The 22,681-nt window shown below is 37.6% G+C and carries 22 protein-coding genes; 12 read left to right on the top strand and 10 right to left on the bottom strand.

The genetic code is table 11. From position 1 onward, the window contains the following. Positions 1 to 46: 46 nt before the first annotated feature. The 3 genes from AL038_RS15465 to AL038_RS15455 form a co-directional block, all read right to left on the bottom strand. On the bottom strand, positions 47 to 2,032 hold the full coding sequence (locus tag AL038_RS15465; RefSeq protein WP_062154326.1) for a TonB-dependent receptor plug domain-containing protein: 1,986 nt from the start codon (positions 2,030 to 2,032) through the stop codon (positions 47 to 49). Between the two features lie 245 nt (positions 2,033 to 2,277). Beyond that, a complete protein-coding gene (locus AL038_RS15460) occupies positions 2,278 to 2,925 on the bottom strand; it encodes a response regulator (protein WP_062154325.1) in 648 nt (215 codons plus the stop codon). Positions 2,926 to 2,946: 21 nt separating this feature from the next. Then, positions 2,947 to 3,558, bottom strand: coding sequence for a protein-methionine-sulfoxide reductase heme-binding subunit MsrQ (locus tag AL038_RS15455; RefSeq protein WP_062154322.1), 612 nt, complete (start codon positions 3,556 to 3,558; stop codon positions 2,947 to 2,949). Positions 3,559 to 3,698: 140 nt separating this feature from the next. Here AL038_RS15455 and AL038_RS15450 point away from each other — a divergent pair, with 140 nt between their 5' ends. Beyond that, on the top strand, positions 3,699 to 4,463 hold the full coding sequence (locus AL038_RS15450) for a metal-dependent hydrolase (protein WP_062154320.1): 765 nt from the start codon (positions 3,699 to 3,701) through the stop codon (positions 4,461 to 4,463). Positions 4,464 to 4,491: 28 nt separating this feature from the next. Here the strand turns inward: AL038_RS15450 and gspJ are convergent, their stop codons facing one another. Then, complete coding sequence (gene gspJ / locus AL038_RS15445; RefSeq protein ID WP_062154318.1) at positions 4,492 to 5,190, bottom strand: type II secretion system minor pseudopilin GspJ; 699 nt, start codon at positions 5,188 to 5,190, stop codon at positions 4,492 to 4,494. A gap of 37 nt (positions 5,191 to 5,227) precedes the next feature. On the opposite strand from gspJ, the gene trxA reads away from it, so the two are divergent. Then, positions 5,228 to 5,587 (top strand): thioredoxin, encoded by a 360-nt coding sequence (gene trxA, locus AL038_RS15440; protein ID WP_062154316.1) that lies wholly within the window; start codon positions 5,228 to 5,230, stop codon positions 5,585 to 5,587. An 81-nt stretch (positions 5,588 to 5,668) separates the two neighbouring features. Beyond that, positions 5,669 to 6,016 (top strand): hypothetical protein, encoded by a 348-nt coding sequence (locus AL038_RS15435; protein ID WP_062154314.1) that lies wholly within the window; start codon positions 5,669 to 5,671, stop codon positions 6,014 to 6,016. A 32-nt stretch (positions 6,017 to 6,048) separates the two neighbouring features. On the opposite strand, the gene AL038_RS15430 is transcribed toward AL038_RS15435, so the two are convergent. The 4 genes from AL038_RS15430 to cbiQ all read right to left on the bottom strand — a co-directional run bounded on the left by AL038_RS15430 (position 6,049) and on the right by cbiQ (position 11,711). Further along, a complete protein-coding gene (locus AL038_RS15430; protein WP_062154312.1) occupies positions 6,049 to 7,023 on the bottom strand; it encodes a virulence RhuM family protein/type II toxin-antitoxin system death-on-curing family toxin in 975 nt (324 codons plus the stop codon). A 53-nt stretch (positions 7,024 to 7,076) separates the two neighbouring features. After that, positions 7,077 to 10,229, bottom strand: coding sequence for an Eco57I restriction-modification methylase domain-containing protein (locus AL038_RS15425; RefSeq protein WP_062154310.1), 3,153 nt, complete (start codon positions 10,227 to 10,229; stop codon positions 7,077 to 7,079). Positions 10,230 to 10,323: 94 nt separating this feature from the next. Then, positions 10,324 to 10,971 carry an energy-coupling factor ABC transporter ATP-binding protein gene (locus AL038_RS15420; RefSeq protein WP_062154308.1) on the bottom strand — a complete coding sequence of 216 codons (648 nt, stop codon included), beginning with the start codon at positions 10,969 to 10,971 and terminating at the stop codon, positions 10,324 to 10,326. Next, positions 10,968 to 11,711, bottom strand: coding sequence for a cobalt ECF transporter T component CbiQ (cbiQ, locus tag AL038_RS15415; RefSeq protein ID WP_062154306.1), 744 nt, complete (start codon positions 11,709 to 11,711; stop codon positions 10,968 to 10,970). The genes AL038_RS15420 and cbiQ overlap by 4 nt, the downstream gene beginning before the upstream one ends. A 125-nt stretch (positions 11,712 to 11,836) precedes the next feature. Here cbiQ and AL038_RS15410 point away from each other — a divergent pair, with 125 nt between their 5' ends. Genes AL038_RS15410 through AL038_RS15385 form a run of 6 tightly spaced genes read left to right on the top strand, consistent with a single transcriptional unit; the run spans position 11,837 to position 18,629 of the window. Next, positions 11,837 to 12,709: a methyltransferase domain-containing protein gene (locus tag AL038_RS15410; RefSeq protein WP_062154304.1), complete on the top strand. Its 873-nt coding sequence runs from the start codon at positions 11,837 to 11,839 to the stop codon at positions 12,707 to 12,709. Positions 12,710 to 12,721: 12 nt separating this feature from the next. Beyond that, complete coding sequence (locus tag AL038_RS15405) at positions 12,722 to 14,356, top strand: NAD-dependent epimerase/dehydratase family protein (protein ID WP_083991546.1); 1,635 nt, start codon at positions 12,722 to 12,724, stop codon at positions 14,354 to 14,356. A 9-nt stretch (positions 14,357 to 14,365) separates the two neighbouring features. Then, positions 14,366 to 15,655, top strand: coding sequence for an NAD(P)/FAD-dependent oxidoreductase (locus tag AL038_RS15400; RefSeq protein WP_062154302.1), 1,290 nt, complete (start codon positions 14,366 to 14,368; stop codon positions 15,653 to 15,655). Between the two features lie 12 nt (positions 15,656 to 15,667). Then, complete coding sequence (locus tag AL038_RS15395) at positions 15,668 to 16,084, top strand: GtrA family protein (protein WP_062154300.1); 417 nt, start codon at positions 15,668 to 15,670, stop codon at positions 16,082 to 16,084. 5 nt (positions 16,085 to 16,089) lie between these two features. Further along, positions 16,090 to 16,743 carry a class I SAM-dependent methyltransferase gene (locus AL038_RS15390; protein WP_062154299.1) on the top strand — a complete coding sequence of 218 codons (654 nt, stop codon included), beginning with the start codon at positions 16,090 to 16,092 and terminating at the stop codon, positions 16,741 to 16,743. Between the two features lie 35 nt (positions 16,744 to 16,778). Continuing rightward, positions 16,779 to 18,629, top strand: coding sequence for a hypothetical protein (locus AL038_RS15385; RefSeq protein WP_062154297.1), 1,851 nt, complete (start codon positions 16,779 to 16,781; stop codon positions 18,627 to 18,629). On the opposite strand, the gene AL038_RS15380 is transcribed toward AL038_RS15385, so the two are convergent. After that, positions 18,598 to 18,870 carry a (2Fe-2S) ferredoxin domain-containing protein gene (locus AL038_RS15380; RefSeq protein ID WP_062154296.1) on the bottom strand — a complete coding sequence of 91 codons (273 nt, stop codon included), beginning with the start codon at positions 18,868 to 18,870 and terminating at the stop codon, positions 18,598 to 18,600. The two genes, AL038_RS15385 and AL038_RS15380, sit on opposite strands and share 32 nt — an antisense overlap. A gap of 173 nt (positions 18,871 to 19,043) precedes the next feature. Between AL038_RS15380 and AL038_RS15375 the strand changes: the two genes are divergently transcribed. Next, complete coding sequence (locus AL038_RS15375) at positions 19,044 to 19,331, top strand: DUF6156 family protein (RefSeq protein WP_062154293.1); 288 nt, start codon at positions 19,044 to 19,046, stop codon at positions 19,329 to 19,331. Between the two features lie 51 nt (positions 19,332 to 19,382). Here AL038_RS15375 and AL038_RS15370 read toward each other — a convergent pair whose 3' ends face one another. After that, positions 19,383 to 19,634 (bottom strand): hypothetical protein, encoded by a 252-nt coding sequence (locus tag AL038_RS15370; protein ID WP_062154291.1) that lies wholly within the window; start codon positions 19,632 to 19,634, stop codon positions 19,383 to 19,385. Between the two features lie 150 nt (positions 19,635 to 19,784). Between AL038_RS15370 and AL038_RS15365 the strand changes: the two genes are divergently transcribed. Next, on the top strand, positions 19,785 to 21,602 hold the full coding sequence (locus AL038_RS15365) for a hypothetical protein (RefSeq protein WP_062154289.1): 1,818 nt from the start codon (positions 19,785 to 19,787) through the stop codon (positions 21,600 to 21,602). Between the two features lie 87 nt (positions 21,603 to 21,689). Next, entirely contained in the window at positions 21,690 to 22,655 is a 966-nt protein-coding gene (locus tag AL038_RS15360) for a hypothetical protein (RefSeq protein ID WP_101539160.1), read from the top strand. Positions 22,656 to 22,681 lie beyond the last annotated feature (26 nt).

The following is a 22,681-nucleotide window of genomic DNA, read 5'->3' as shown; positions in this document are numbered from 1 at the left end:
CACCTTGAAAAAACGCTATATAATTAACTATATAACGATAGTCGAATTAAAAACGATAACGGAGATTAAAAAGATATTGCCGACCTGCTTCAGGAAAGCCTTCGTCATACTCATACAACTTATCAAACAAGTTATTCACACCCATTTCGACACTGGCTTGCTGCCATTGATAAGCGGCTTTGAGATTAGCTATCGTGAAGCTATCGGCAATACGTAAACCGTCACTACTGCTATAGCGTTTTGCGTTGTATTCAACACTGGCAATCAGGCTCAAAGGCTCGGTGATTCGCCACTGCGCGTAAGTTAAAAATTTATGCTTGGGGACATTGGTTAAATAAATATCAGGATTACTTTCATTATCATGGTCTAAAAAGCTGTAATTGCCGCCAATATCTAAACGAGTGCTTAAATGGCTGACTAACCCCAGTTCAAATCCCCAGCGTTTAACTTTATCAATATTTTGCAATTGATACACATTAGGGCTTATGTCCACTTGCTGAATTAAGTCCTGAATATCTTGATAGAAAATTGCAGTATCCAACTCGGTATTACCCGCCAAAATGTCTTTATAGCCTAGCTCGTACTGCATAGCGACATCTGGTTCTAAATCAGGATTAGGAATTGCTGAGCCTAAACGATAAGAATAACGGTCTTTAATGGTAGGAAAACGGGTTGTTCGCGCGACGGTAAACCGTGCAATTGCTGTATCAGAAACATCGTAAAATATCCCGACTCGCGGATTCCATGCGTCTTTTGTCCCCGCATCAGCAAAATCGAGCAATTCACCCGTACTATAATCTTGCGCTTGTTTATTCTCGCGTCGGTCATAACTGACACCTGCAACAACTTTCACTTTTTCATGTGCTTGATAGGTATCTTCTACAGCAAACGAACTGGTTTGGTCTTTATACGTCTGTTCAGGCTCGCCTGCGTCATGCTCACGATGTCTATCGGCTTTAAAAGATAAAGCAAACTTGACAGTATTGACATCACTTAACTGCACGCCTAACTCACTGCTTGCACCATAGGTATCATCATCATAATAACTACGAAAAGCAGAACGTTTTGTCATGGTACTATAGCTTGCATCATCATAACTATATAAAGAATTTTCAAACTGGTCATAATATAAACGGATTTTTAAATTGGTTTTATCCGTTAATTGCGTATTAGAAATAAAATATAAACTTTCTTTATCCCAATACGGCCATTGCCAATAACGCGGTGTTACACTGGAAAACGCGCCCGTATAAGGTGGCGTACCTTTTTCACCCTTTTGATTAATATAGTTTAAAGAATACTCATGTCCTGCTTGAGGCGTATAACCTAGCTTTAGATTAAATTTGTGGTCGGTACGATAGGAATTTTCGCGCTCTTTACCATCCTCTGTTTTAGTAGCAACAAAATCACTAGATAAACTATAGCTATCACGGTCTAAATTAGATGCACTAGCCTGTATATACCAAGTTTCCTGATTTGAGCCTAAATTTAAATATTCCTGATGTCCCTCAAAATCGCCAGACCTATCTAAACGAATACCAACCCCCGCATCACCTTCAAAAGCTTTTTCAGGGCGACGACTGACCAAATTAATTGCACCGCCTAACGTATTTGCGCCATATAAAACCGAGCTAAAACCTTTAGAAACTTGAATTTCAGCTAAATCAAATGTCGTAAAACGGGTTAAATCTACGTAGCCATCATACGGCACATAAATAGGAATCCCATCCATAAAAACAGGAACTTGACGTAAATCAAACCCCCGCATAGAAACAATCTGCTCATTGCGCGCCCCAATACTTGCAACCGTAATCCCCGAACTTAGATTTAAGGCCTCGCTAACAGTATCGCGCTCATAGGTTTGCAATGTTTCTTGCGGAATTTGTTCAATATTACCCACATTTTCTGTTTCCGCTGTTGCACTGACTTCAACCACACCCAGCGTAAACACATTGTTTTGTTCTGCAAAACTTGTCGTACAAGTGCATAACCCAATGATAAAACTACCTAACACCGATTTTTTAACAAGCATCGTTCTGTCCTTGTTTAATATCCCATTACCCAGATTATCCAAACAGCAATTTTTATACCTACTTTTAACTAACTAAATATAAAAGATATTTAACTAAAAAGCCTCGTATATTATATAACATTGTACGATTCGTTATATAGTTTTGTATATAACGCTACATAAGAAAAATATTATTTGTTGTCGAACGCAAAAAGCCTGTATTTCTCATCAGAAAAATACAGGCTTTAGTGATTTTTAACCGTCAATTAATTTAAATAAGGTCTTTTATTCAATAAATTATCTACAACTTGCAACACTTGCTTGTGGGCATCTTCCAACATCATCAAACATTGTTCGGTTTCTGTGTTGGTCGTGTTACGATAGTTTTTTAACTCACTAATTGCATTTGCAATATTAACCAGTGGCGGAAATAACTCATGTGCCGCCATACGGGTAAAACTATCCAAGACTTCGTGCTGTTGATAGAGCTGATTATTTTGCACCAACAATTGTTTTTGTAATGCACTGATAATGATGTGTGTATGAACACGGGCTAATATTTCACTGCGTTGAATGGGTTTAACCAAATAATCCACTGCACCAAGGGAAAAGCATTTAACTTTACTTTCCATATCCATCAATGCGGTTACAAAAATAACAGGAATATCTGATGTTTCTTCATTTTTTTTCAACTGTCGACAGGTCTCATAACCATCCATGATAGGCATCATGACATCCAACAGGATTAAATCGGGTTTAATCCGTGTCACCAATGATAACGCCTCTTCACCACTTAATGCCGTCATGACATCTAGGCCTGTGTCTTCCAAATAAGCAGATAAAATACTTAAATTTTCGGGTGCATCATCAACGACAAGTACAGTGGCTTGATCAGGTGAAATGGTTTGATTCATACGAGCTTCTATCGTAGCGTTTTATGATTTAGCAACTCTCGCCATAATCGGTGGATAACGAACTAATAATAACAGTGCCATACAAACCGCATAAATAAATGGTTCGCCTAAATTTGCTTTAGATTGCGCCAACCACCAAAAATGCAAAACACCAGCAATACCAATCAAATACACAAAACGATGCAAGGCTTGCCAACGTTTTCCCCCCAAGCGTTTAATCATTGCATTTGTTGAGGTGATTGCTAAAGGAATCAGCAATATAAATGCCAAAAAACCGACCATGATAAAAGGACGCTCCGCAATATCTTTAATAATAGAAGATATATCAACAGATTGGTCAAATATAACATAGGTTGTCGCATGTAACACACTATAAAAAAAGCTATACAAACCTAACATCCGTCGTAACCTTAACACACCATTCCACTTAGTTATTTTACGCAACGGTGTAATACATAAGGTTATCAGCAATAATCGCAATGTCCACAACCCTGTTTGGTCTAAAAAAAACTCTATTGGATTTACATGATGGAGGGCAGTAAATAGAATAAAACCTAATGGTAATAAGCATAAAATAAAAACTGCAGGTTTAATCACTTTTTCAGTAATAGCGACAGATGGAATGTATCCCATTTATAATAATCTCCCGACATAATGTTGTATTGGCATTATGCTTTTATATGGAATACTTTAAAAAACACAATTGGTGTTATTGATAACAACATTCAATAAATTAAGAAAAATAAGATATTTGCAGGTAGGGCATATATTAAATGGCTAATTTTAATACACATATTTCCGTTGCAACCATTAGCAGTGGATTATTAGCCACCGCCTATTTGGGGGCTGGTGCGGTTTCGCCACAAGAAGTTATGTTGCTATGGCTGGCTGGCACACTAGGCGGGATTTTGCCCGATATTGATTCGGAGAACTCCACCGCCATTAAAATTATCTTTACAACTTATGCGATTATTTTTTCATTCATCGTTATGTTCAGCCAAGCCCCACATTATTCCATTGTGGAATTATGGATTATTTGGTGGCTAACTTATTTATCTATTCGCTATCTATTTATGGAGATTTTTAAAGATTTTAGCGTGCATCGTGGCGTATTTCATTCGCTAATCGCAGGGTTATTTTTTTGGTTTGGCACAACAACACTGTGCTACCACTTTTTCTTTTTAGACGCATTACTATCATGGTCTATAGGTCTATTTATCTTTGTCGGTTTTATTATCCATTTATCCCTAGATGAATTATCCAGCGTTGACTTAATGAACAAACGGCTAAAAAAATCATCAGGTACTGCCTTTAAATTACTAGACCACAAAAACTATCAAACATCTGGTGCAATGCTAAGTGTAGTTGTGATTTTATTTATATTTACCCCCGATGCGACTCGATTTTCAGATGTTTGGTTTAGCACAAAAACCTATAATAACATCGCCCTTCATTTTCTTCCCCAAGATGGCTGGTTTAAAAATTTTCGTTTAGAAATAACAAGTACAACAACATCACCAAAAAAGACAGGTTCATAATTTAAAAAAACAAATATAAACAACACCGCTATTGAACATCCTGCTTTGTTTGCGTCTGCCCCGCGATAGTTGCCACCCGTAACAAACGGGTTAATTTTCCCCATGATTTTACGGTTAAGACAAGCTCGATAGCCTTTAATGCCAACGGGTCTAATTTTTCACCATTTTCAACTTGCGTGACAACAGCTTGTGCGTCAGGTGGCCACTGCTCATGCCACTGCAACCGATTATCTAAAAAACGGATTTGTAAATTGGTTATATCTGTTAATAACACCCCTGTTTCTGCTTGACTGTCTTGTGCTTGGTCTAATACCAACCAATATGACCGCCACAACTGCTGTTCATGCCAAAAATAACGCACGCGCTGTAATGTGCTTCGCGTAGATTGTGTTGGATTCCGCCAACCTGCCCGTGTAAACTCGATAAATGTTGGTTCGCCTATGAATGCAGATTCAGTATCCCCATATTTATTGCGAATAGGGCGGTTTACTGCTTGCTCTACATCGCGCGCCAACAAGCTCAAAGCTAATTGCAACTGAGCCAATGTTTTTGCTTGCAGGTCAGTTTGCGCACGAACATCTAACACAACACTTAAACCGCCATACGCCAAAACCGCAATGACCGCAAAAATGGCTAACGCGATTAACAACTCCAATAACGTAAAACCGTCTTGCTTATGTAATAAGGCAATCGGCTTTTTATAAAACTGTAGTAATTTTATACCCATATTCGTTTTATTTACCTAAACAACATGAGGAACTATTGTGGCAACTATTGAATTAACGGCGGACAATTTTGAAGAGGTCGTCACAGGTAGCAGCACGGTATTTATTGATTTTTGGGCTCCTTGGTGTGCGCCATGCCTTTCATTTGCGCCTACTTATGAAGCAGTTGCAGAAGAATATCCTGATGTTGTCTTTGCAAAAGTCAACACAGAAGAGCAACAAGAGTTAGCGACACATTTTCAAATTCGTTCTATTCCAACCCTTATGATATTTCGTGACCAAATTATCATTTTCTCGCAAGCAGGCGCATTACCTAAAGTACAACTGCAAGAAATTGTGCAAAAAGCCCAAACCTTAGACATGGACAAAGTCCGTGCTGAAATAGCTAAACAAGCGTAATACACCGCAAATAACTGTTAAATAGCACTGATGGTGTGTATTCAACGCACCTTCACCGTGCTATATGAAGGAAAGTTTTTCATGACCATCGCACATCCCGCCGCCCTTTGGGCAAAAACAAGCACGTTTGAACCCATACACATTGATTGTACCACAGCGATTATGCTGAAAATTTTAGATAGCAAGTGCAAAATGGGGATTGAAGAACAAACTGCATTAACCGCTATTTATGATGTGATTAAAGACCAACAAGGTGAATTGTTAGATGCTCGCCTGCACCCGTTAATAGCCTCAGCAAGACAACAAATCACAACAGAAATCTTGCAAGATGTTCATGAGCAACGAATTCATGCTGAAGAAGTTATCCCTAAACCTGTAATGAAAGCATTTAAACAGCGTTTGCGCGAAGCGTTAATGCCCGAACATTGATTTTTTGAATTGTTATCTTTCTAAAAACAGCTTTATTTGTTTAGCGTGATTAAATTTTCAATCAAGCGAATCATTAATTCTTTTTGTTCAGCTTTACTTTCAGCAACTAACAAAGCAAGAGCCGTTAATGTATTGTCGTTAATGAGCTGTTCGACAGGTTTTGCTAAAAAATCTTGATTAAGTTGTAAATACTGCACAAATAAAAGCGAGCCTATACGTTTATTTCCGTCAACAAATGGGTGATTTTTAATGATAAAATATAGTAAGTTAGCAGAACGACTCGCTATGTTAGGATAAAATAAATCGTCACCAAAGCCTTGCTCAATAGTTGCTAATGCAGATTCTAACCCCTGATTGCGTAATTGACCAAAGAAAGGCGTTGCTTCATCTTTAGCAATAAGATTTTCTTTGAATAAATCAATTGCCTCTAACGCTTCTTGAAACGAGATAGAAGCCATATTTGTTTGTTCAGTTTTATTATCCGTTAGGCTTTGCTCATCATAAGCTTGAAGAGTTGACCAACTTCTTGCGTAGTCGCTAATTACGCTTAAAATTGATTGACATTCAAGTGTCATCGACGTTTGATTAGTCAGTGTTGATGATAATAACGAGATGAGTTGTTCAGTTTCAATATTATATTTTTCAAGGCGTTTTTGGTTTAACGCATAGCCTTGAACTAAATATTGATTGAGAATCTTTGTTGCCCATTGACGAAAGTGAATCCCGCGTTTTGATTTAACACGATAGCCAACGGAGATAATGACATCGAGATTGTAGTAACTTGTTGGTTTTTGCATAAATTCGGAATTTCCGAATTTCCTAGTTGAATCGTTTTCCTCAAGTTCACCATCTTTAAAAATATTCTTGATGTGTTCATTTATAGTGGACTTTGCCCTTTCAAAAAGTGTAGCCATCTGGTCTTGTGTTAACCAAACCGTTTCACTCTCAAGAGCAACTTCTAACTTGATTTGTCCATCTTCCGTTGTAAAAAATACATCTGTATTCATAGAATTATCTCAAATTAAAAACTTTGCGTTGAACTAAATGACGACTAATTTCCTTAGCCTTCTATCAACCTTATTTCTTCCTCTGTTAAATTAAACAGCGCGTAAACGGCTATATTTATTTCCGTTTCTAACTGCTTAATCTGTTTGTTAAACGCCGTATGTTGTTCGCGAGCATCGTCTAAATAACTTTCCCAATCATCACGTTGTTTTAAACTGATTTCAGTTTTATACGATTTTTTTAGCTCTGCTTGAAAGGCTTGAAAGTCTAATAACCACCATTGTTCTAGTTTTTGGTTGACCTTCTGCACGCCTAAATCAGCAAAACGACGATGTAGCTTTGTTTCTAATTTATAGCGTTGTTCGGCTAATTGTTGGCATTGCTCGGCGAGTTGTCCAATGTGGGATTTTTGGGAATCGGTGGCGGGGGGAATGGGTAAAGTTTCAACGTATTGCGTTTTATATCGATAAAACCCTCCTCTTGCTATAGTACTCAATGCCGTAAAGATATATTCCTCTACTGAAGAATTTAGCAAACCCAAAATAAACATGTCTCCAACTGGTAAAAAGAAACATGTATCAGCTAAATGAAACCCATTTTTATCAAAAGACATTTGATTACTTTTTGATATATCAGCCCATATAATCTTAGGAATATCAAACTTCTCATAGTAAGCTATTACGCTACTTATTTCATGCCAATGATGTCCAGACGATGAACGAGCTAACAGCTTTTTTAAATTTTGCTCTAAATGCGCTTTAATCGCTGGATATTTCTCAATATCTGTCCCACGCCGTGTAAAAATTAACCATAAATCTCGTGGTTGTGCGTGCCATTTTTTCAAATCTTTACCTTCTAAAAATGGTTTTAACAACTCGGTAGATTTTGCATCTCGTTTAATCAATGCGTCGCGGGTTGCGCGGTCAATCACAAATGCCTCATTTAAACCCGTCTTAATCCCATAAAGTGGCGAGCCGTAAACCGTTTTAAGCGTTGGATAACCCTGTGTTAATTTCGCCCGCAACTGATTTAAACGCACATCTTCTATTTGCCAATTCTCCGCACTCAATTGCGCGTGCGCCATTACGCCATGCGTTTCCATAAAAGTATCATTCAAATTCTCTGGCAACTTATCTTTTAAAACCAAAGTTTTAACTTGACTATCAGCCGTTGCGGGCGCGTATTTAAAAACCAAAATAGCGGGATATGTCGTTACTCCTTCAAAAACCTGCAAATCGCCAAAATCCACCACTTTACATAAAGTTGCGGTTTTTTGTAAAAACTCCCGTAATGGCTTTCCCGAACTCGTTTTAAAAAACGTTGCCGAACTAATAAAACCCAGCATTCCTTGCGGTTTTAACAACTTAAAGCCTAACTCAAAAAAATACGCATACAAATCAACAACACCATGATAAACCTTATATTTTTCCTGCAAATACGGTTTTACATCACTCAATAACTCCTGCCGCACATACGGCGGATTACCTAAAACCACATCAAAACCACCATTTTCCATAATCTTAGAAAAATGTGTTTTCCAACAAAAACTTGAATTAGGTGCGGGTTCACTCAATCCCAAACTATTACCCACTTGCAACTGCTGATTAATGGTTGCTAACTTCTTATCTTTCTTCGCTGTTTTCAACCACAACGACAACTTACTAATTTCAATCGATTCAGGATTCAAATCAACGCCATTCAAATTATTTTGCAAAATTTCCTTATCCAAATCGAACAAATCACTAATCGAACTATTCGTTAATTCACTAATTTTATGATTAATTCGCGTATATTCCGCATGTAAAAAATCAAACGCCGCAATCAAAAACGCCCCCGAACCACATGCAGGGTCAACAATTTTAATGTCTTTTAAAACCGCCTGCCACGCATACCAAAATTTTAACTCTGTTTGTTTACCTTTCCGCCACTCCACTACACCATCCGCTTGTAAAGTCCCATAACCTGGTAAACATGTTGTAAAGCATTGTTGTAAATAATCGCCTAAAGTCTGCTCAACAATAAATGCAGTAATATGGTCGGGCGTGTAAACAATGCCATGTTGCTTACGTTTCCCACTGACTGCGTGCGCATTTTTAGCAACATTAAACGCCTCGCCACTCGCAACCTGACGATGAATTTCCTCAAGGTCAGTAATCGATTGTTCAAAAATATGTCCTAAAATGGTTACAGGAATTTCAGAATTAAAATCATATTTCGCAAGCTCACAAAATTGTTGACATAAATTATCTGAAACTTGCAATTTATCGATAAGTTTATCGCTGGCAAACAATCCGCCGTTGTACGCGAAAATTTTTAATTCATCGTTACCCTTATTGATAGCGTTAAATAAGCCTTTGAAATTATCAAAAATAGGGCATTTATTGTAAATGTTTTTATATTTATAGGCTTGCTCTAAACTATTAGCAGGCAATAAAGCATTATCCTCAGCAAAAGCAACAAACAAAATGCGGTCTAGCAATTTCTGCGCGGGCGAAATTAATTCCGAAGGCGAATAATTAGGATTATCTTCAATCAGTTGTGCTAATAAATTTTCCCGCAAGCCACGATAATCGTTATAAAGTTGGGCGGTGATGTCTTTATCTGCTTGGCGACTTTGTTCTAACAATGACAGCGTGTTACCCGTAAGCAAATTTGAAGCGTGTAAACAAAGAATAAAGCGAGCATATTCAGTGGGGTCAGTTAATTTTGCCAAATCAAACTGTTCATACACTAGCGACGTTTCACCAACTGCATACAAGCGGATTTCCAAATAATTAGACACGAGAACCCACTGACAACCGCGTGCATCCCGCGCATAATTCCATGCTTGTTGCACAGGTGAAATATGTCGCCCGCTCATAATGGCATCTAAATTTTTCGTTTTCGCGCCTTTTAACTCAAAAACAGCTTGTAATTGTTTATTTTTATTATCATTACTAAATACACCTAAGGCTAAATCAACTTTTCCGCGTGCAATGGGATATTCTCGGGCAATATTAAAAATAGCTTCTTGTCCAAAAGGGACATACCCCAACACATCAACCATAATATTTTGCATAAAAATGCCTTGTAAGGCGATTTCGGTTTGCTGATACAAATCACCATTTTCAATTAAGGCTTGCCAACGGCTTAAATGGGCATAATGTGCATCAGGAATTGCTTGATGTAAAATATGTTTTTCAATAACTTTTTTACGAAATAATGACATAAAATAGAACCTATGATGAAAGCCTGCCTAAATCAGTGTTTTCTGAATTAACAGAATTAAAAAGGGTTAAAAAACACGGTCAATTCTAAAAATCCTATGTTGAACAAGGATTAATTCGCATCACATTTCCCGTTAATTGTTGTAAAAAATCACGGTCATGCGACACAATCAGCATTGCTTGTGGTAGCCCTTGTAAAATTTGTACAACACGCGCTTGTGCTTGCTCATCTAGCCCTGTTGTTGGTTCGTCTAGCAATAAAATATCGGGTTGCATGGCTAAAACGGTCGCTAATGCAACAAGGCGTTTTTCTCCCCCTGATAAATGATGCGTAATCCGCCCAGCATAATCGCTGATTCCTAATATATCTAATGTTTCTTGGGTAATACGTTCTACTTCGTGCGTTGTTTTTCCTAAATTAAATAATCCAAAAGCAATATCTTCGGCAACGGTTGGACAAAATAACTGGTCGTCCGCATCCTGAAACACAAGCCCCGCTTTAATCCGTACTTCCCAAAAATCGGCTTCTGTTTGGCGTAGCTTGCCAAAAGCGATAATTTGCCCGCGTGTGGGTTTGCATAAACCCACGATAAGATGTAGTAAGGTGGTTTTACCGCTGCCATTTGCGCCTGTCAGTGCGAGCCGTTCACCAGCGGATAAACATAGATTAACATTTTGTAAAATAGGATGTTCTGCACGATAGGCATAATCAACAGCGCGTAATTCAAGTAGGGGTGTATTCATGCGAAAGAGGCGAGAAAGAGTAGAAATGAATAGAAAATGAGCATAAAACGATGGTCTATTGCCTGTAAATGAAAACGGTGGAAACAGTAAAAACGCCCTTGAAATCCGCGACATTTCATCGCCATTTCTATCCGTTTTGCCCGTTCTACGCTACGAATCAGTAACATACCCAATAAATAACCCATACTACGATAACAGTGCCATGTCATTTGTAAGCGAAACCCGCGTACACACATTGCTTGCGTGAGTTGTTGATAAGTATTGTATAACACGCTTAAATATCGCACGGTAAATAAAAATAAGTGAATTAATTTTTCAGGCACAGACAGGGCATAAAGTGCGTGTCCGAGCGTGACAATATCCATGCTAGTGAGTAATACCATAAGGGTTAAGCCAATAGCATTCATAGCAAGCGTGATATGCAACGCATGTTCTAAGCCGTTAAGACTCAAAGAAATACCGATAAATAAAATGGGTTGACCTATTTCTGTGAGTGGTAGAATTAACCACAAGAGAACGATAAAAAAATTCAAGGGTAATAAACGCTTTAATACCGAGCGAAGCGGAAAGCGTGCAAGCCATACGCCCACCAATGCGAGCAATAAGCCTATGCTTAATAAAAATATTTTTTGTTGTGAAACCAGCCAGAGGGAAAATATGCCCGCCGTGATAATTCTGACGCGCGGGTCTAGGCGATGAATAAGGCTGTTGCCTGTTTGTGGGGCGGTGAGTGTTTGCATGTTGCTTAATGAATACGCTTCATTTACTTTAATATTCCTGTACAATTTCGCTCATTATAAAGCGCGTATCATTTTGTCGTTGTCTAAAATGATGCGTGTTTCCTGCTCAAGCGTTGTAACACGTTATGAATTTGACTGAAGATAATTTTGATAATGCTTTTTATCTCGCGCTGTATCCTGATGTCGCAGTCCATCCTGCTTATCAGGGAAAAGCGAATGGTGGTTGGTTACATTGGGCGCAATTTGGGTGTCATGAAAACCGCCAAGCACGGGCTTTAAGCCAACCAATCGCTACAACCCCGCCACATTTAAAACACCGTAGCGCGGGATATGCCTTGTTGCAAGGAAAAGGCTTAGAAATTGGTGCATTAAACCAGCCTGCACAGTTGCCCGTTGGGTGTGATGTGGAATATGCTGATGTTGCCTCTCGTGAAACCTTGGTTGCCTGTTTTCCCGAATTAAAAGAGCAATTACAACAATTTGTTATTGTGAATCATTATTGTGATTTGGATAAACAAGGTTTAAGTTTGTTTCCAGCAGCACGGTTTGATTTTATTATTTTAAATCATGTTATTGAGCATGTTGCGAATCCCATTAATGTGGTTGCCGAATTGTTTCGTGTGGTTAAGCCGCGAGGTTATGTTGTTATTTCCGCGCCTGATAAATTATTCACCTTTGATAAACCGCGCGCCTTGACCCCATTCGAACATTTGTGGGAAGAGTATCAACAGCAAGTAACCGATGTGACGGATGAACACTATATTGATTTCCTTCAAGCCGTTCATCCAACTGTTTTTAATGATTCGCCAGAACGTGTCAAAACCCATATTGCCAACGTTAAAAATCGTCGTGAACATGCCCACGTGTGGGATTCCGCGCATTTTGCAGTTTTTATGCAGACGTGTTTAAACCGATTAGCCATCACGACAACCTGTTGTTTTGTGAGTGACGGTAAGCATAATCAGTTTGAATATTTTTCTGTTTGGCAAAAACAATAAGTTACTAATACAATGAATCCAGATGATAAACTTATTTTCCTGCATTTACCCAAAACAGCAGGAACTTCTTTACGTGCGATTATAGAAAAAGAATATTCGGAATCAGAGTGCGTTTATATTTACGCCTTAACCCCCGAATCATTGGAAGAAGCGAAACAAAAAGCCCAACACGCCCGTGTTATTTATGGACATGTTGCCTTTGGAATTCATAAGTCCTTAGAAATTGAAAATTTTCGCTGTATCACGCTCTTACGTGACCCAATAGACCGGATTATTTCCTTATATAGTCATCATGCACGCGAAGCAGACATGCCCTATCATTCTTTGATTCAACAGGGGATGTCTTTATATGCGTTTTTAGAAAAACGCATTACGTTTGAAACCAATAACCACATGACGCGCACGATTGCAGGCTACAATGCGACCGATTTTTTAGAAGCCCGTTCTGTATTAGATGTTGCGCTAAGAAGAATTCATAACCGTTTTGAGTTTGTGGGACTGTCTGAAAAGTTTGTTGAATCCGTTGCCGTCATTGGGCAAAAACTCAATTGGCATTCCACCGATTTTGTACCCGCATTGAATACTGACGAAACGGGAATTGCACAACAAATCGATTCAAAAACCAAACAGCTCATTGAGCAACATAACTATTTAGACCGATTGTTATACGAGTATGTAAAACGACATTTTCCGCACAAGGGTATTATGAAATTCAATGACAAAATCGTCGTTACTGGCGCAGCGGGCTTGGTTGGGCAAAATCTGATTGTGCAACTCAAAGAAATGGGTTACTACAATCTGGTTGCGATAGATAAGCACGAATATAATCTTAATATTCTTAAAGAACTACATCCTGATGTTGAAACAGTGCTTGCAGATTTAGCCGAAGAAGGCGCGTGGGCAGAACATTTTGCGGGTGCTGCCTGCTTATTGATGTTACAAGCGCAAATTACAGGGAAAAATAACGAGTTATTTGTACGCAATAATATCACTTCTACTGAAAAAGTCTTAAATGCCGTGCGCACGCATCAAGTGCCATATATTGTGCATATCAGTTCTTCTGTGGTGAATTCTGTGGCGGATGATGACTATACCAACACCAAGAAAGTTCAAGAAAAAATGGTCGTTGACAGTGGTATTCCACATAGTATCCTGCGCCCAACGCTGATGTTTGGCTGGTTTGACCCTAAACATTTGGGTTGGTTATCTCGTTTTATGGAAAAAGTCCCTGTATTCCCAATTCCGGGTAATGGACGTTATATGCGCCAACCGCTGTATAACAAAGATTTTTGTAAAATGATTATTGATTGCATGGAAAAACAACCACAAGGCACTATTTATGATGTAGTCGGCAATCAAAATATTGATTATGTTGATATTATTAAGACAATTAAACAAGTTAAAGAATTGAAAACGCCAATTGTGCATATTCCTTATAGTTTGTTTTATGTCTTGTTAAAAGTGTACGCATTGTTTAGCAGTAAACCCCCGTTCACCGCTGACCAACTGAAGGCTCTAACGGCAGGCGATTGCTTTACAGGGGTTGATACTGAAGTTACGTTTGGTGTAAAACAAACCCCGTTTTATCATGCCATGCAAGAAACATTTTGCGACCCTCGCTATAAACACATTATTCTCAAACGGTAATATAACCTCATGTCTTCGCAGAAAATAGCCGTGATTGGTGCAGGTCCGATGGGCTTGATGTGCGCCTACGAATTACTCAAAGCAGGCCATCAAGTTGATTTATATGAACGTGATAAACAAATCGGTGGCATGACAGCATCCTTTAATTTTGATGGGCTGAAAATTGAACGTTATTACCACTTTATTTGTGCAACCGACGCGCCTTTATTTGCCCTTTTAGATGAATTGGGCTTATCAGATAAATGTTTGTGGAAAAATACAAAAATGGGATTTTTCTACAATGGCAAATTGTATCCTTGGGGCAATCCGCTTGCCTTATTACGCTTTCCACATTTAAGCTGGCTATCAAAGTTCCGCTATGCCTTGCATGTGATGTACACCAAAAACATTCGTGATTGGGGAAAATACGACAAGCTCTATTCAACCCCTTGGCTGAAAAGTTGGATAGGTGAAAAAGCCTATCAAGTTCTATGGCATAGCTTATTTGAATTAAAATTCTTTGAATATAAAGATGCACTGTCTGCTGCATGGATAGGCACACGCATTAAACGCATTGCCTTATCTCGTGAAAGTTTACGCAAAGAACGTTTAGGGTATTTAACGGGCGGTTCTGATACTTTACTGGATGCCTTAGAAAACCAGATTAACGTATTAAAAGGGAACATCTTATTAAATACGCAAATTGAAAAAGTCATCATCAGCGCGGGTAAAGTACGCGGGCTACTCGTCGCGGGTGAAGAACGCAGCTACGACAAAGTCATTTCTACCATTCCCCTGCCTTATGTTTCCCGCCTCGCACCCGATTTGCCCAGCGACACACGGGAGAAAATCGATGCTATTAAAAATATTGGTGTTGCCTGTGCCATTTTTAAATTAAAGCAACCGTTGAGCGAAAATTTTTGGATGAATATCAACGATGCGAGCATGAAAATCCCCGGTGCGATTGAATACAGTAATCTCAACCCCGAATTAGCGACACACATTGTTTATGTGCCATTTTATATGCCACAAACACATCCTAAATATCATCAAGACAGTCAATTATTTATTGATGAAGTGTTAGGCTATTTCAAGCAAATTAACCCTGCTTTTCAAACAGATTGGGTACTGGCTAATCACGTTTCACGTTATGAGTTTGCGCAGGTTGTCTGCCCCCCCAATTTCTATGAGCAACTACCTGCAATGAAAAGCGACGTTGCAGGGTTTTTTATGGCAGATACTTCCTATTACTATCCTGAAGACCGCTCTATTTCAGAAAGCGTAAAAATCGGCAAAAAACTAGCCGAGTTAGCGCGTTAATCGTGAGCCACTATGCTTAAAAAAGCTTTTTTTTCAACGACATTCATCAAATTTTTGGCAGTGGGTGGGTTTGCTGCTATTGTAAATTTTGGTTCACGCATTGGTTTTAGCTATTTTTTTAACTACACCACTGCCATTGTACTGGCTTATTTTGTTGGCATTATTATTGCCTTTATTTTCAATAAATTATTTGTTTTTACCCATAAAATCGGCAGTCGCTCGCCTGCGAAACAATTCTATTATTTTTTTCTAATCAACTTATTAGGATTGGCACAAACATTAGTCGTGAGTTTATTACTTGCCCATATCCTCTTGCCCGCGTTAGGGATAGAACAGGGTATTGAGGAAATCGCCCATTTTATTGGTATCTGTGTTCCTGTTTTTACAAGCTATTTGGGACATAAATACATCACTTTCAGAACAGCATAACCATTATGGACTTACAAAAAATATACTCTACCCGCTTTTTAGAAGAGGAATTACCCGCTAAAAATCGTATTTGGAAAGTGATTTGTGAAGATTTCTTATCCAAGTTTATTAAAAAAACGGATACTGTTGTAGATATTGGCGCGGGATATTGTGAATTTATCAATAATATTCAATGTGGCAAAAAAATAGCTATCGATTTAAATCCCGATGTGAAAAAATTTGCAGCGGATAACATCCAAATTCTTAATGAATCCTGCATGGCAATCTCCTCGCTAGATGATGATAGTGCCGATATTGTTTTTATGAGCAACTTTCTTGAACATCTACAAGATAAAAAGCAAGTTCTTGAAACAATAGAGGAAAGCAAGCGAATATTGAAAGTAGGTGGCTGCTTACTGATTTTACAACCCAATATCCGTTTTTTAGCAGATGTATATTGGGATTTTTTTGACCACCATGTTCCGTTGAGTGACAGAAGCTTAGTAGAGATTTTGGAATCCTTAGATATGCAAATTATCAAGAACTATCCCAAGTTTTTGCCCTATACGACTAAAAGCCGTCTGCCTAAAAGTGATTTTTTTGTTAAGTTATATCTACGAATCCCGCTTGCATGGCAATTATTTGGAAAACAAGCATTTATTGTTGCTAAAAAAGTATAATTATTTGTCCACACAGTTATAAAAACGGAATTGCGATGTTGCTTACTAAAGATGCTTTTTGGTTAAAATTGCTTGCCTGTGGTCTATTGATTTTTGGGACAAAGCTTTGGTTAATTCAACAATTTGGTAGTTCCGTTCCCTATTGGGACCAATGGGATTCTTTGGCTGCAGATTTATTTTTAAAATGGTCAGAGAATCATTTTAGTGTTGGGCAACTTTTTTCTCCTCATAACGAACATCGCATCGTTTTTTCTCGCCTGTTAGCACTGAGTTTATTTGCCTTCAATCAAGGGCAATGGCAACCATTACTTGAAGCCATTGCAAGCGCGGGATTAGCAACGCTGGTTGCGATTATCGCGGGCTTGTTGTTACGCCGTGTGGTTAAAAATCAAGATGGATTGTTGTTATTATGGATTACGGTGTTGTGGATTTTGCCTTTTGGTTGGGAAAATACCCTTGCAGGATTCCAATCCGCCTTTTATTTCATGTTGTTATTTAGTTTTATCGCGCTGTGGGGATTAATATTACATCCAGCGTATCAATGGCAATGGTGGACAGGGGCTTTATTGGGTTTTTTTGCGTTTTTTAATGTTGCTTCAGGATTATTGATTTTTGTCGCTATTCTTGGTGTTAAAGGCTATTTATTCTGGACAGATAAAACGCAACGCCTGCAACATTTTCCAACAATTATGCTGTGTTTAATTATCTTGTGTCTTGAATTTGCACTCTTAGTTCCTGTTGCACATCATGCGGTTTTAAAGGCACAAGATATAAGTCAATTTTTATTAACCTTTGGAAAATCACTGGCTTTTCCTGCAATTACACATCCTTTTTTCAGCTTTTTTGCCTTTTTCCCTTTTACGTTTCTGGTTCTGCGTTTACTTTGGTTACGTCGACCATTAACAATGAATACGTTGTTAGTTATTACGTTAGGTATATGGGTTATTTTGCAAGCAGCCGGTATTTCATACGCGCGCGGCGCGGGCGGTGCATTGCCTGCTTCACGTTATATGGACATTTTAGCCATTGGGATTTTAGTTAATTTACTGGCATTTTACTTGTTGCACCCTGCAAAAGAGAGCAAGAAGCTATCTATATACTTTTATAGCTTTTTTTCACTCTGGTTATTAGCAACCGTCTTCAATATGAGCGGGCTAATCCAACAGAATAGTATTCCTGCATTGATTCATAAACGGGATAACAGTTTATTACAAATCCAAAATGTCCGTGCCTTTTTACAAACGAATAATATAAATACCCTGATAGGCAAAGAGATTCCTTATCCATCCGCAGAGCGTTTGGCAACATTATTATCTAATCCCACGATTCGCCAATTTTTACCGCCTAGTTTGCAGGGATTTCAATTATTGACCAGCAGTCAAACCAATAATAATCCGTTTGTAATAAATGGTTTTTATCCAACAGCAGGACAATATCAGGCGGAAAATGTGTTGGGTTCTTATAATCAAACAGGTAATGTTGCACAAGGAACTTTTATCAGTGAAAGCCTTACCTTACAACAAAACGTGATAGAAATCGCGGTAACGGGTTATTTAGGGGAAACAGGCTTGCGTTTGGGTTTATGGGGAGAGGGTGACAGTGAACCGCAATGGATTACACCACAACAATTAGCGCGTGAAACATGGGTAACCTATCAATTACCTAATCCTAAAAAACCCTTTAAAATAATTGCAGTAGATGAAAATCCTAACTATTGGTTTGCCTTTGCGATGCCGCGCGGTTTAGGGATTGGTAGCCTGTGGGCAGCGTGGTTATTAACACATGCTTATTTGATAATTGCGCTAGGATTAAGTTTATTACTCATTCCTTTTGCCTTGAATAATCTAAAAAAATCTACTGATTTTCCTCTAACAGAGCCCACTTAATGATGGTGGGAATATCGGCTAATGTCACATGATTAAAAAATCGTCCTTGTGATGCGAGTTTAACATTCGCGCCATGTTGACACTGCCCCAAACAATAAAAACGTTCAACAATTAAAGGTAAGTGCTGTTCACGTACCACCTGTTCTAATGCTTCCGCAATGGCTATTCCGCCCCTTGCTGCACAAGAAGGTTGATTTGGTTGATAACGTTGATTAATACAAACCAAAATCGTCTTATTCATTTTTCCACCCTGTTTTATTTTTTTGTCTGAATTGGCATTTGCTGAATGTCCAGAATTGAAAAAATTCAAGAAAACCGATAGAAACTACCCAAAATTGTTTATGTGCGTCATTCACGATTATAATAACCACACAAAATAGCAGTTAAATTAACATTAAATGGTGAGTTAATCCGATGAATGACGCAGTGAAAACCGAGTATTTTGTCTCTTATACAGGAATGAGTTTACCGCTGAATCTTGTAAACCCTGTCACAACAACGGAAAATCGAATGACTTTTTTCCGTGCGCATTATGACACGCAAGATCGTATTATACTTTGTGAGAAAGTGGTTTATGGTGAAATCGAGTTTGCACATCGCTATCACTATTATCCAGATGGTGTTTTACAAACAGCGGAAATTACAGATGAAAATGGCGATGTTGAAACGTTACAATTCGACACGCAAGGCAAACGAATTTAGGACTATAAAGACGCGATATATCGCGTCTTTATACAGTGACAAGCAAGAATATTATGAATGTTTTAAGGTGTAACTCAGTGGAGAATCAGGCGTTTTAACGGATGGTTTAACCATTAATTCGGGTAACGCGGTTTCATAACGCCCGTACAACATCGCTGAACCAAAATTACCACGCTGTAAACCCAAATCACGCAAGGTTTGATTGTCTAAGCACATCAACTCACGCATTGCCAACCGTTGCCGATGACTTTCTAGCATCGCTTGCCACCACACAGAAAACACATCTTTTAATTGATTCAACATATTACACCTCACGCAATATTCACTTACCAGATTGCTACTGTATGGTTCTCTGTGGTGACTGACAAACGATTATTTTAAGGTTGTCAGGTTAAAAAAATTCAATTGGTGCAATGCAGCATCCGCCTAACACTTTGTTTAAAGGCATTTATAATGCGCTATCTCTTGCAAACTTTATTACTGTTTTTTTTTCTGTTTGCTCCGCTATATTTTGTAACACATCTTTTTTTTAATGTATTCCATATTGTTAATCCAACTTTATTTTTATTTATTAGCCTATTACTAGCAGGTTATTTTTATAAAAATTGTCAATCCCTCTTTATTGAAGAAATAGAGGCTATTCCGCCCGCTATTCAAATAATATTGGCTATTCTTACTTTATTATTGATAGTAATTAATTTTTTAGTTGGTATAGACGACTCCGGTGATGCGTACTTTTATCATTTAAATATAGCCGTGCCATTGGCGCTGTATCATAATGTTTTTGATTATAGTCTATATGATTTAGATAGTTACTCGGAAGGTTATCCAAAGTTTGCTAATTTTTTACAAGCCATTGCCATCGCATGGACGGGATATTTTTGGGGATATGGGCTAATTAGTATTCTTATTATTCCTTGTAGTTTTATTGTTGTTTATAAATTAGCACGTCAATTACAATTTTTACCGCAACAATCAGCTTGGATAGGGCTATTATATGCCTGTAATCCTATTAACATTTCTCAGGCAACAACAGGATATATTGATACAATTCAGTCTATTTATGTTTTAGTATTAATGATGCTTGCCTGCTATCCTGCATCATTAGCGGTATTTAGTTTATTTTTACTCAATATTGTTGTTTTGGTAAATATTAAATTTACAGGGTTGTTATTGGGCGCGAGTTTATTTAGTTTTTATCTTTTATTAAATAGAGACTTTTTGTTAAAACAATGGCAAAAAGGGTTAGGGCTGTGTGTTATTGCGGGCGGTTTTGCTGTATTGCACTATGCGCATAATTGGCTAACTTATGGAACACTGGTTTTTCCGTTTATAGATAGTGCTTTTGCAAAAGTTATTGCGGATTTATATATTGTTCAAGAAGGCTATTTTGCACGGTTATTACGGTTATTTTGGACAGTTCCGCAATCATTATCGGTGCTGGCAATTTATGATACTGTGCATGGTGCATTCAGCTTTCTGTGGTATCCGTTGCCCTTATTTATTCTTTTTGCATGGTTTAAAGCAATTTATCAACGAAATACTTATTTTATAGCTATATTAGGTATTTTTTGTTTTTTGTTAGCCTTAGACCCTGTGCTATCTATTGGGCGTTATGTGGTCTATTTTCAATGTATAGGCTTTCTCGCGTTGGCTTATGTCTTATCTCCTCGTTATCAATGGATTTTACCTTTATTAACTATCGCTTACTTAACATTAGCAGGTTATAGTCTTTTAAATCCTGAAACAGGTATTATTCAGCGGCGTTTGGCGTATTTTGCACAACGACAGGTTTTTTTACAGAGTATTCAAAGTCAACGCCGTCAATTTTTTGATTTTTATTATGATATTAATGCGGCTTGTCCCGGTTATTATTGGTTATTACGTTTTTATCAAGTGCCTGTAAAACTCGTTGAAACGCCACCGCAAGGGGACAATTTTTTTTATATTCATCGCAAGGAATATCAACAACATTGTGAGGTGGACACGCATTTTTTAGCCGCAATTGACGCACAGATACAACAGACAGAACAAGGGCAAACATTAAAACTTAGTGCAAAAAACCCTGCTGCCCAAGAAAATTGTCAATTATGTGTGAGTGAATATGGTTGTTTATATTTACCTTTTCATATTTACACAATGACAATTAATTTATCACACGTTTTTCATTTTCAAACTGCGGGGGAAAAACAGTTGCAACTAACCTGTCGTGCCTTAAATGGGGATTTAACAGAGAAAACATTGAAATGGACAGTAGAAAAGGCTTTGTAGTTTTTTGTGCTTTTATTACGTGCTTATCAGTATTACTTTAGGATTTCAGTTAATTTATTTTGACAGAGTTATTTAAGGAGTTGTTTTATGGGTGGTAATTTATTTAAAGAGGCGAAAAGAGTATCTAAGGAAAAATATTTTTCGTTAGTTTCTGAATTAGATAGTATTTTATATCCATTAACCAGACATGTCGTAAAAGCGTATAAAGATAAAATGGATTTTGGTGATATAGATATTGTTTTATTAAAAAAAGATTATGATGATGTATTTGAACGTTTTAAGGATTATCCGATGGAAAAAACAGAAGGATTTTCCATTTTATATAAGGAAACGCAAGTTGATTTCATATTTATAAATGAAAAAGTGTTTGATTTTGCCTGTAAATATTTTAATTATAATGATTTAGGTAATCTTATTGGCAGGGTTTCCCATAAGTTAGGATTAAAATTTGGGTTTAATGGTCTTTTTCTCATTGTGAGAGATGGAAATTCGTATCTTGGGGATATAGTTGTTAGTAGTGACTTTGAGGAGAGTTTATCTTTCTTAGGTTATGATGCTGAAAGGTATTCTCAGGGGTTTAATACGTTGGAAGAAATTTTTGAATATGTTGCTACGTCCCCTTATTTTAATAAATCGATTTATCTATTTCACAATAGAAATCATACTTCAACGGTTAGAGATAAAAAAAGACCGACTTATAATAAATTTTTAGAGTGGTGTAAAAATAGAGAAGGATTAACAGAATATCCTCATGAATCATTTGAAGAAAAAGGGGGATATAATGTTAAAGATAAGTTTTTACCTATGATTTATGAAAGATTTCCGCATGTAAAAGCAATGTATGATGCTTTGCTTGAAAAGCACCAAAAAAACTTACTCTATAAGTCGTATATTAATGGTGAAGTTTTTATGGAAATTACAGGCTTATCTGGAAAAGAGTTGGGAAAATTAATGGGAAAAGTGAAGGATGAAACTATTTTGATGAATGAGCAAGAACTTGCACAATACGTTTTAGATTTTAGAAAGCATTATGAAAATGCAAACGGTAGATAAAATAGTCATTCCTAAACTCGCTTTTA

Source organism: Beggiatoa leptomitoformis, assembly GCF_001305575.3.
In the GTDB taxonomy this organism is placed as follows: domain Bacteria; phylum Pseudomonadota; class Gammaproteobacteria; order Beggiatoales; family Beggiatoaceae; genus Beggiatoa; species Beggiatoa leptomitoformis.
This window is presented reverse-complemented; position numbering and strand designations above follow the sequence as displayed.

Coding starts and splice junctions, on each gene's coding strand:
- AL038_RS15430 (WP_062154312.1), bottom strand. CDS start 7,023: ATGAATACAGATGTATTTTTTACAACGGAAGATGGACAAATCAAGTTA.
- AL038_RS15420 (WP_062154308.1), bottom strand. CDS start 10,971: ATGAATACACCCCTACTTGAATTACGCGCTGTTGATTATGCCTATCGT.
- AL038_RS15435 (WP_062154314.1), top strand. CDS start 5,669: ATGACCATCGCACATCCCGCCGCCCTTTGGGCAAAAACAAGCACGTTT.
- AL038_RS15395 (WP_062154300.1), top strand. CDS start 15,668: ATGCTTAAAAAAGCTTTTTTTTCAACGACATTCATCAAATTTTTGGCA.
- AL038_RS15425 (WP_062154310.1), bottom strand. CDS start 10,229: ATGTCATTATTTCGTAAAAAAGTTATTGAAAAACATATTTTACATCAA.
- AL038_RS15360 (WP_101539160.1), top strand. CDS start 21,690: ATGGGTGGTAATTTATTTAAAGAGGCGAAAAGAGTATCTAAGGAAAAA.
- AL038_RS15375 (WP_062154293.1), top strand. CDS start 19,044: ATGAATGACGCAGTGAAAACCGAGTATTTTGTCTCTTATACAGGAATG.
- gspJ (WP_062154318.1), bottom strand. CDS start 5,190: ATGGGTATAAAATTACTACAGTTTTATAAAAAGCCGATTGCCTTATTA.
- AL038_RS15385 (WP_062154297.1), top strand. CDS start 16,779: ATGTTGCTTACTAAAGATGCTTTTTGGTTAAAATTGCTTGCCTGTGGT.
- AL038_RS15455 (WP_062154322.1), bottom strand. CDS start 3,558: ATGGGATACATTCCATCTGTCGCTATTACTGAAAAAGTGATTAAACCT.
- cbiQ (WP_062154306.1), bottom strand. CDS start 11,711: ATGCAAACACTCACCGCCCCACAAACAGGCAACAGCCTTATTCATCGC.
- AL038_RS15460 (WP_062154325.1), bottom strand. CDS start 2,925: ATGAATCAAACCATTTCACCTGATCAAGCCACTGTACTTGTCGTTGAT.
- AL038_RS15465 (WP_062154326.1), bottom strand. CDS start 2,032: ATGCTTGTTAAAAAATCGGTGTTAGGTAGTTTTATCATTGGGTTATGC.
- AL038_RS15405 (WP_083991546.1), top strand. CDS start 12,722: ATGAATCCAGATGATAAACTTATTTTCCTGCATTTACCCAAAACAGCA.
- AL038_RS15400 (WP_062154302.1), top strand. CDS start 14,366: ATGTCTTCGCAGAAAATAGCCGTGATTGGTGCAGGTCCGATGGGCTTG.
- AL038_RS15390 (WP_062154299.1), top strand. CDS start 16,090: ATGGACTTACAAAAAATATACTCTACCCGCTTTTTAGAAGAGGAATTA.
- AL038_RS15365 (WP_062154289.1), top strand. CDS start 19,785: ATGCGCTATCTCTTGCAAACTTTATTACTGTTTTTTTTTCTGTTTGCT.
- AL038_RS15370 (WP_062154291.1), bottom strand. CDS start 19,634: ATGTTGAATCAATTAAAAGATGTGTTTTCTGTGTGGTGGCAAGCGATG.
- AL038_RS15380 (WP_062154296.1), bottom strand. CDS start 18,870: ATGAATAAGACGATTTTGGTTTGTATTAATCAACGTTATCAACCAAAT.
- AL038_RS15450 (WP_062154320.1), top strand. CDS start 3,699: ATGGCTAATTTTAATACACATATTTCCGTTGCAACCATTAGCAGTGGA.
- AL038_RS15410 (WP_062154304.1), top strand. CDS start 11,837: ATGAATTTGACTGAAGATAATTTTGATAATGCTTTTTATCTCGCGCTG.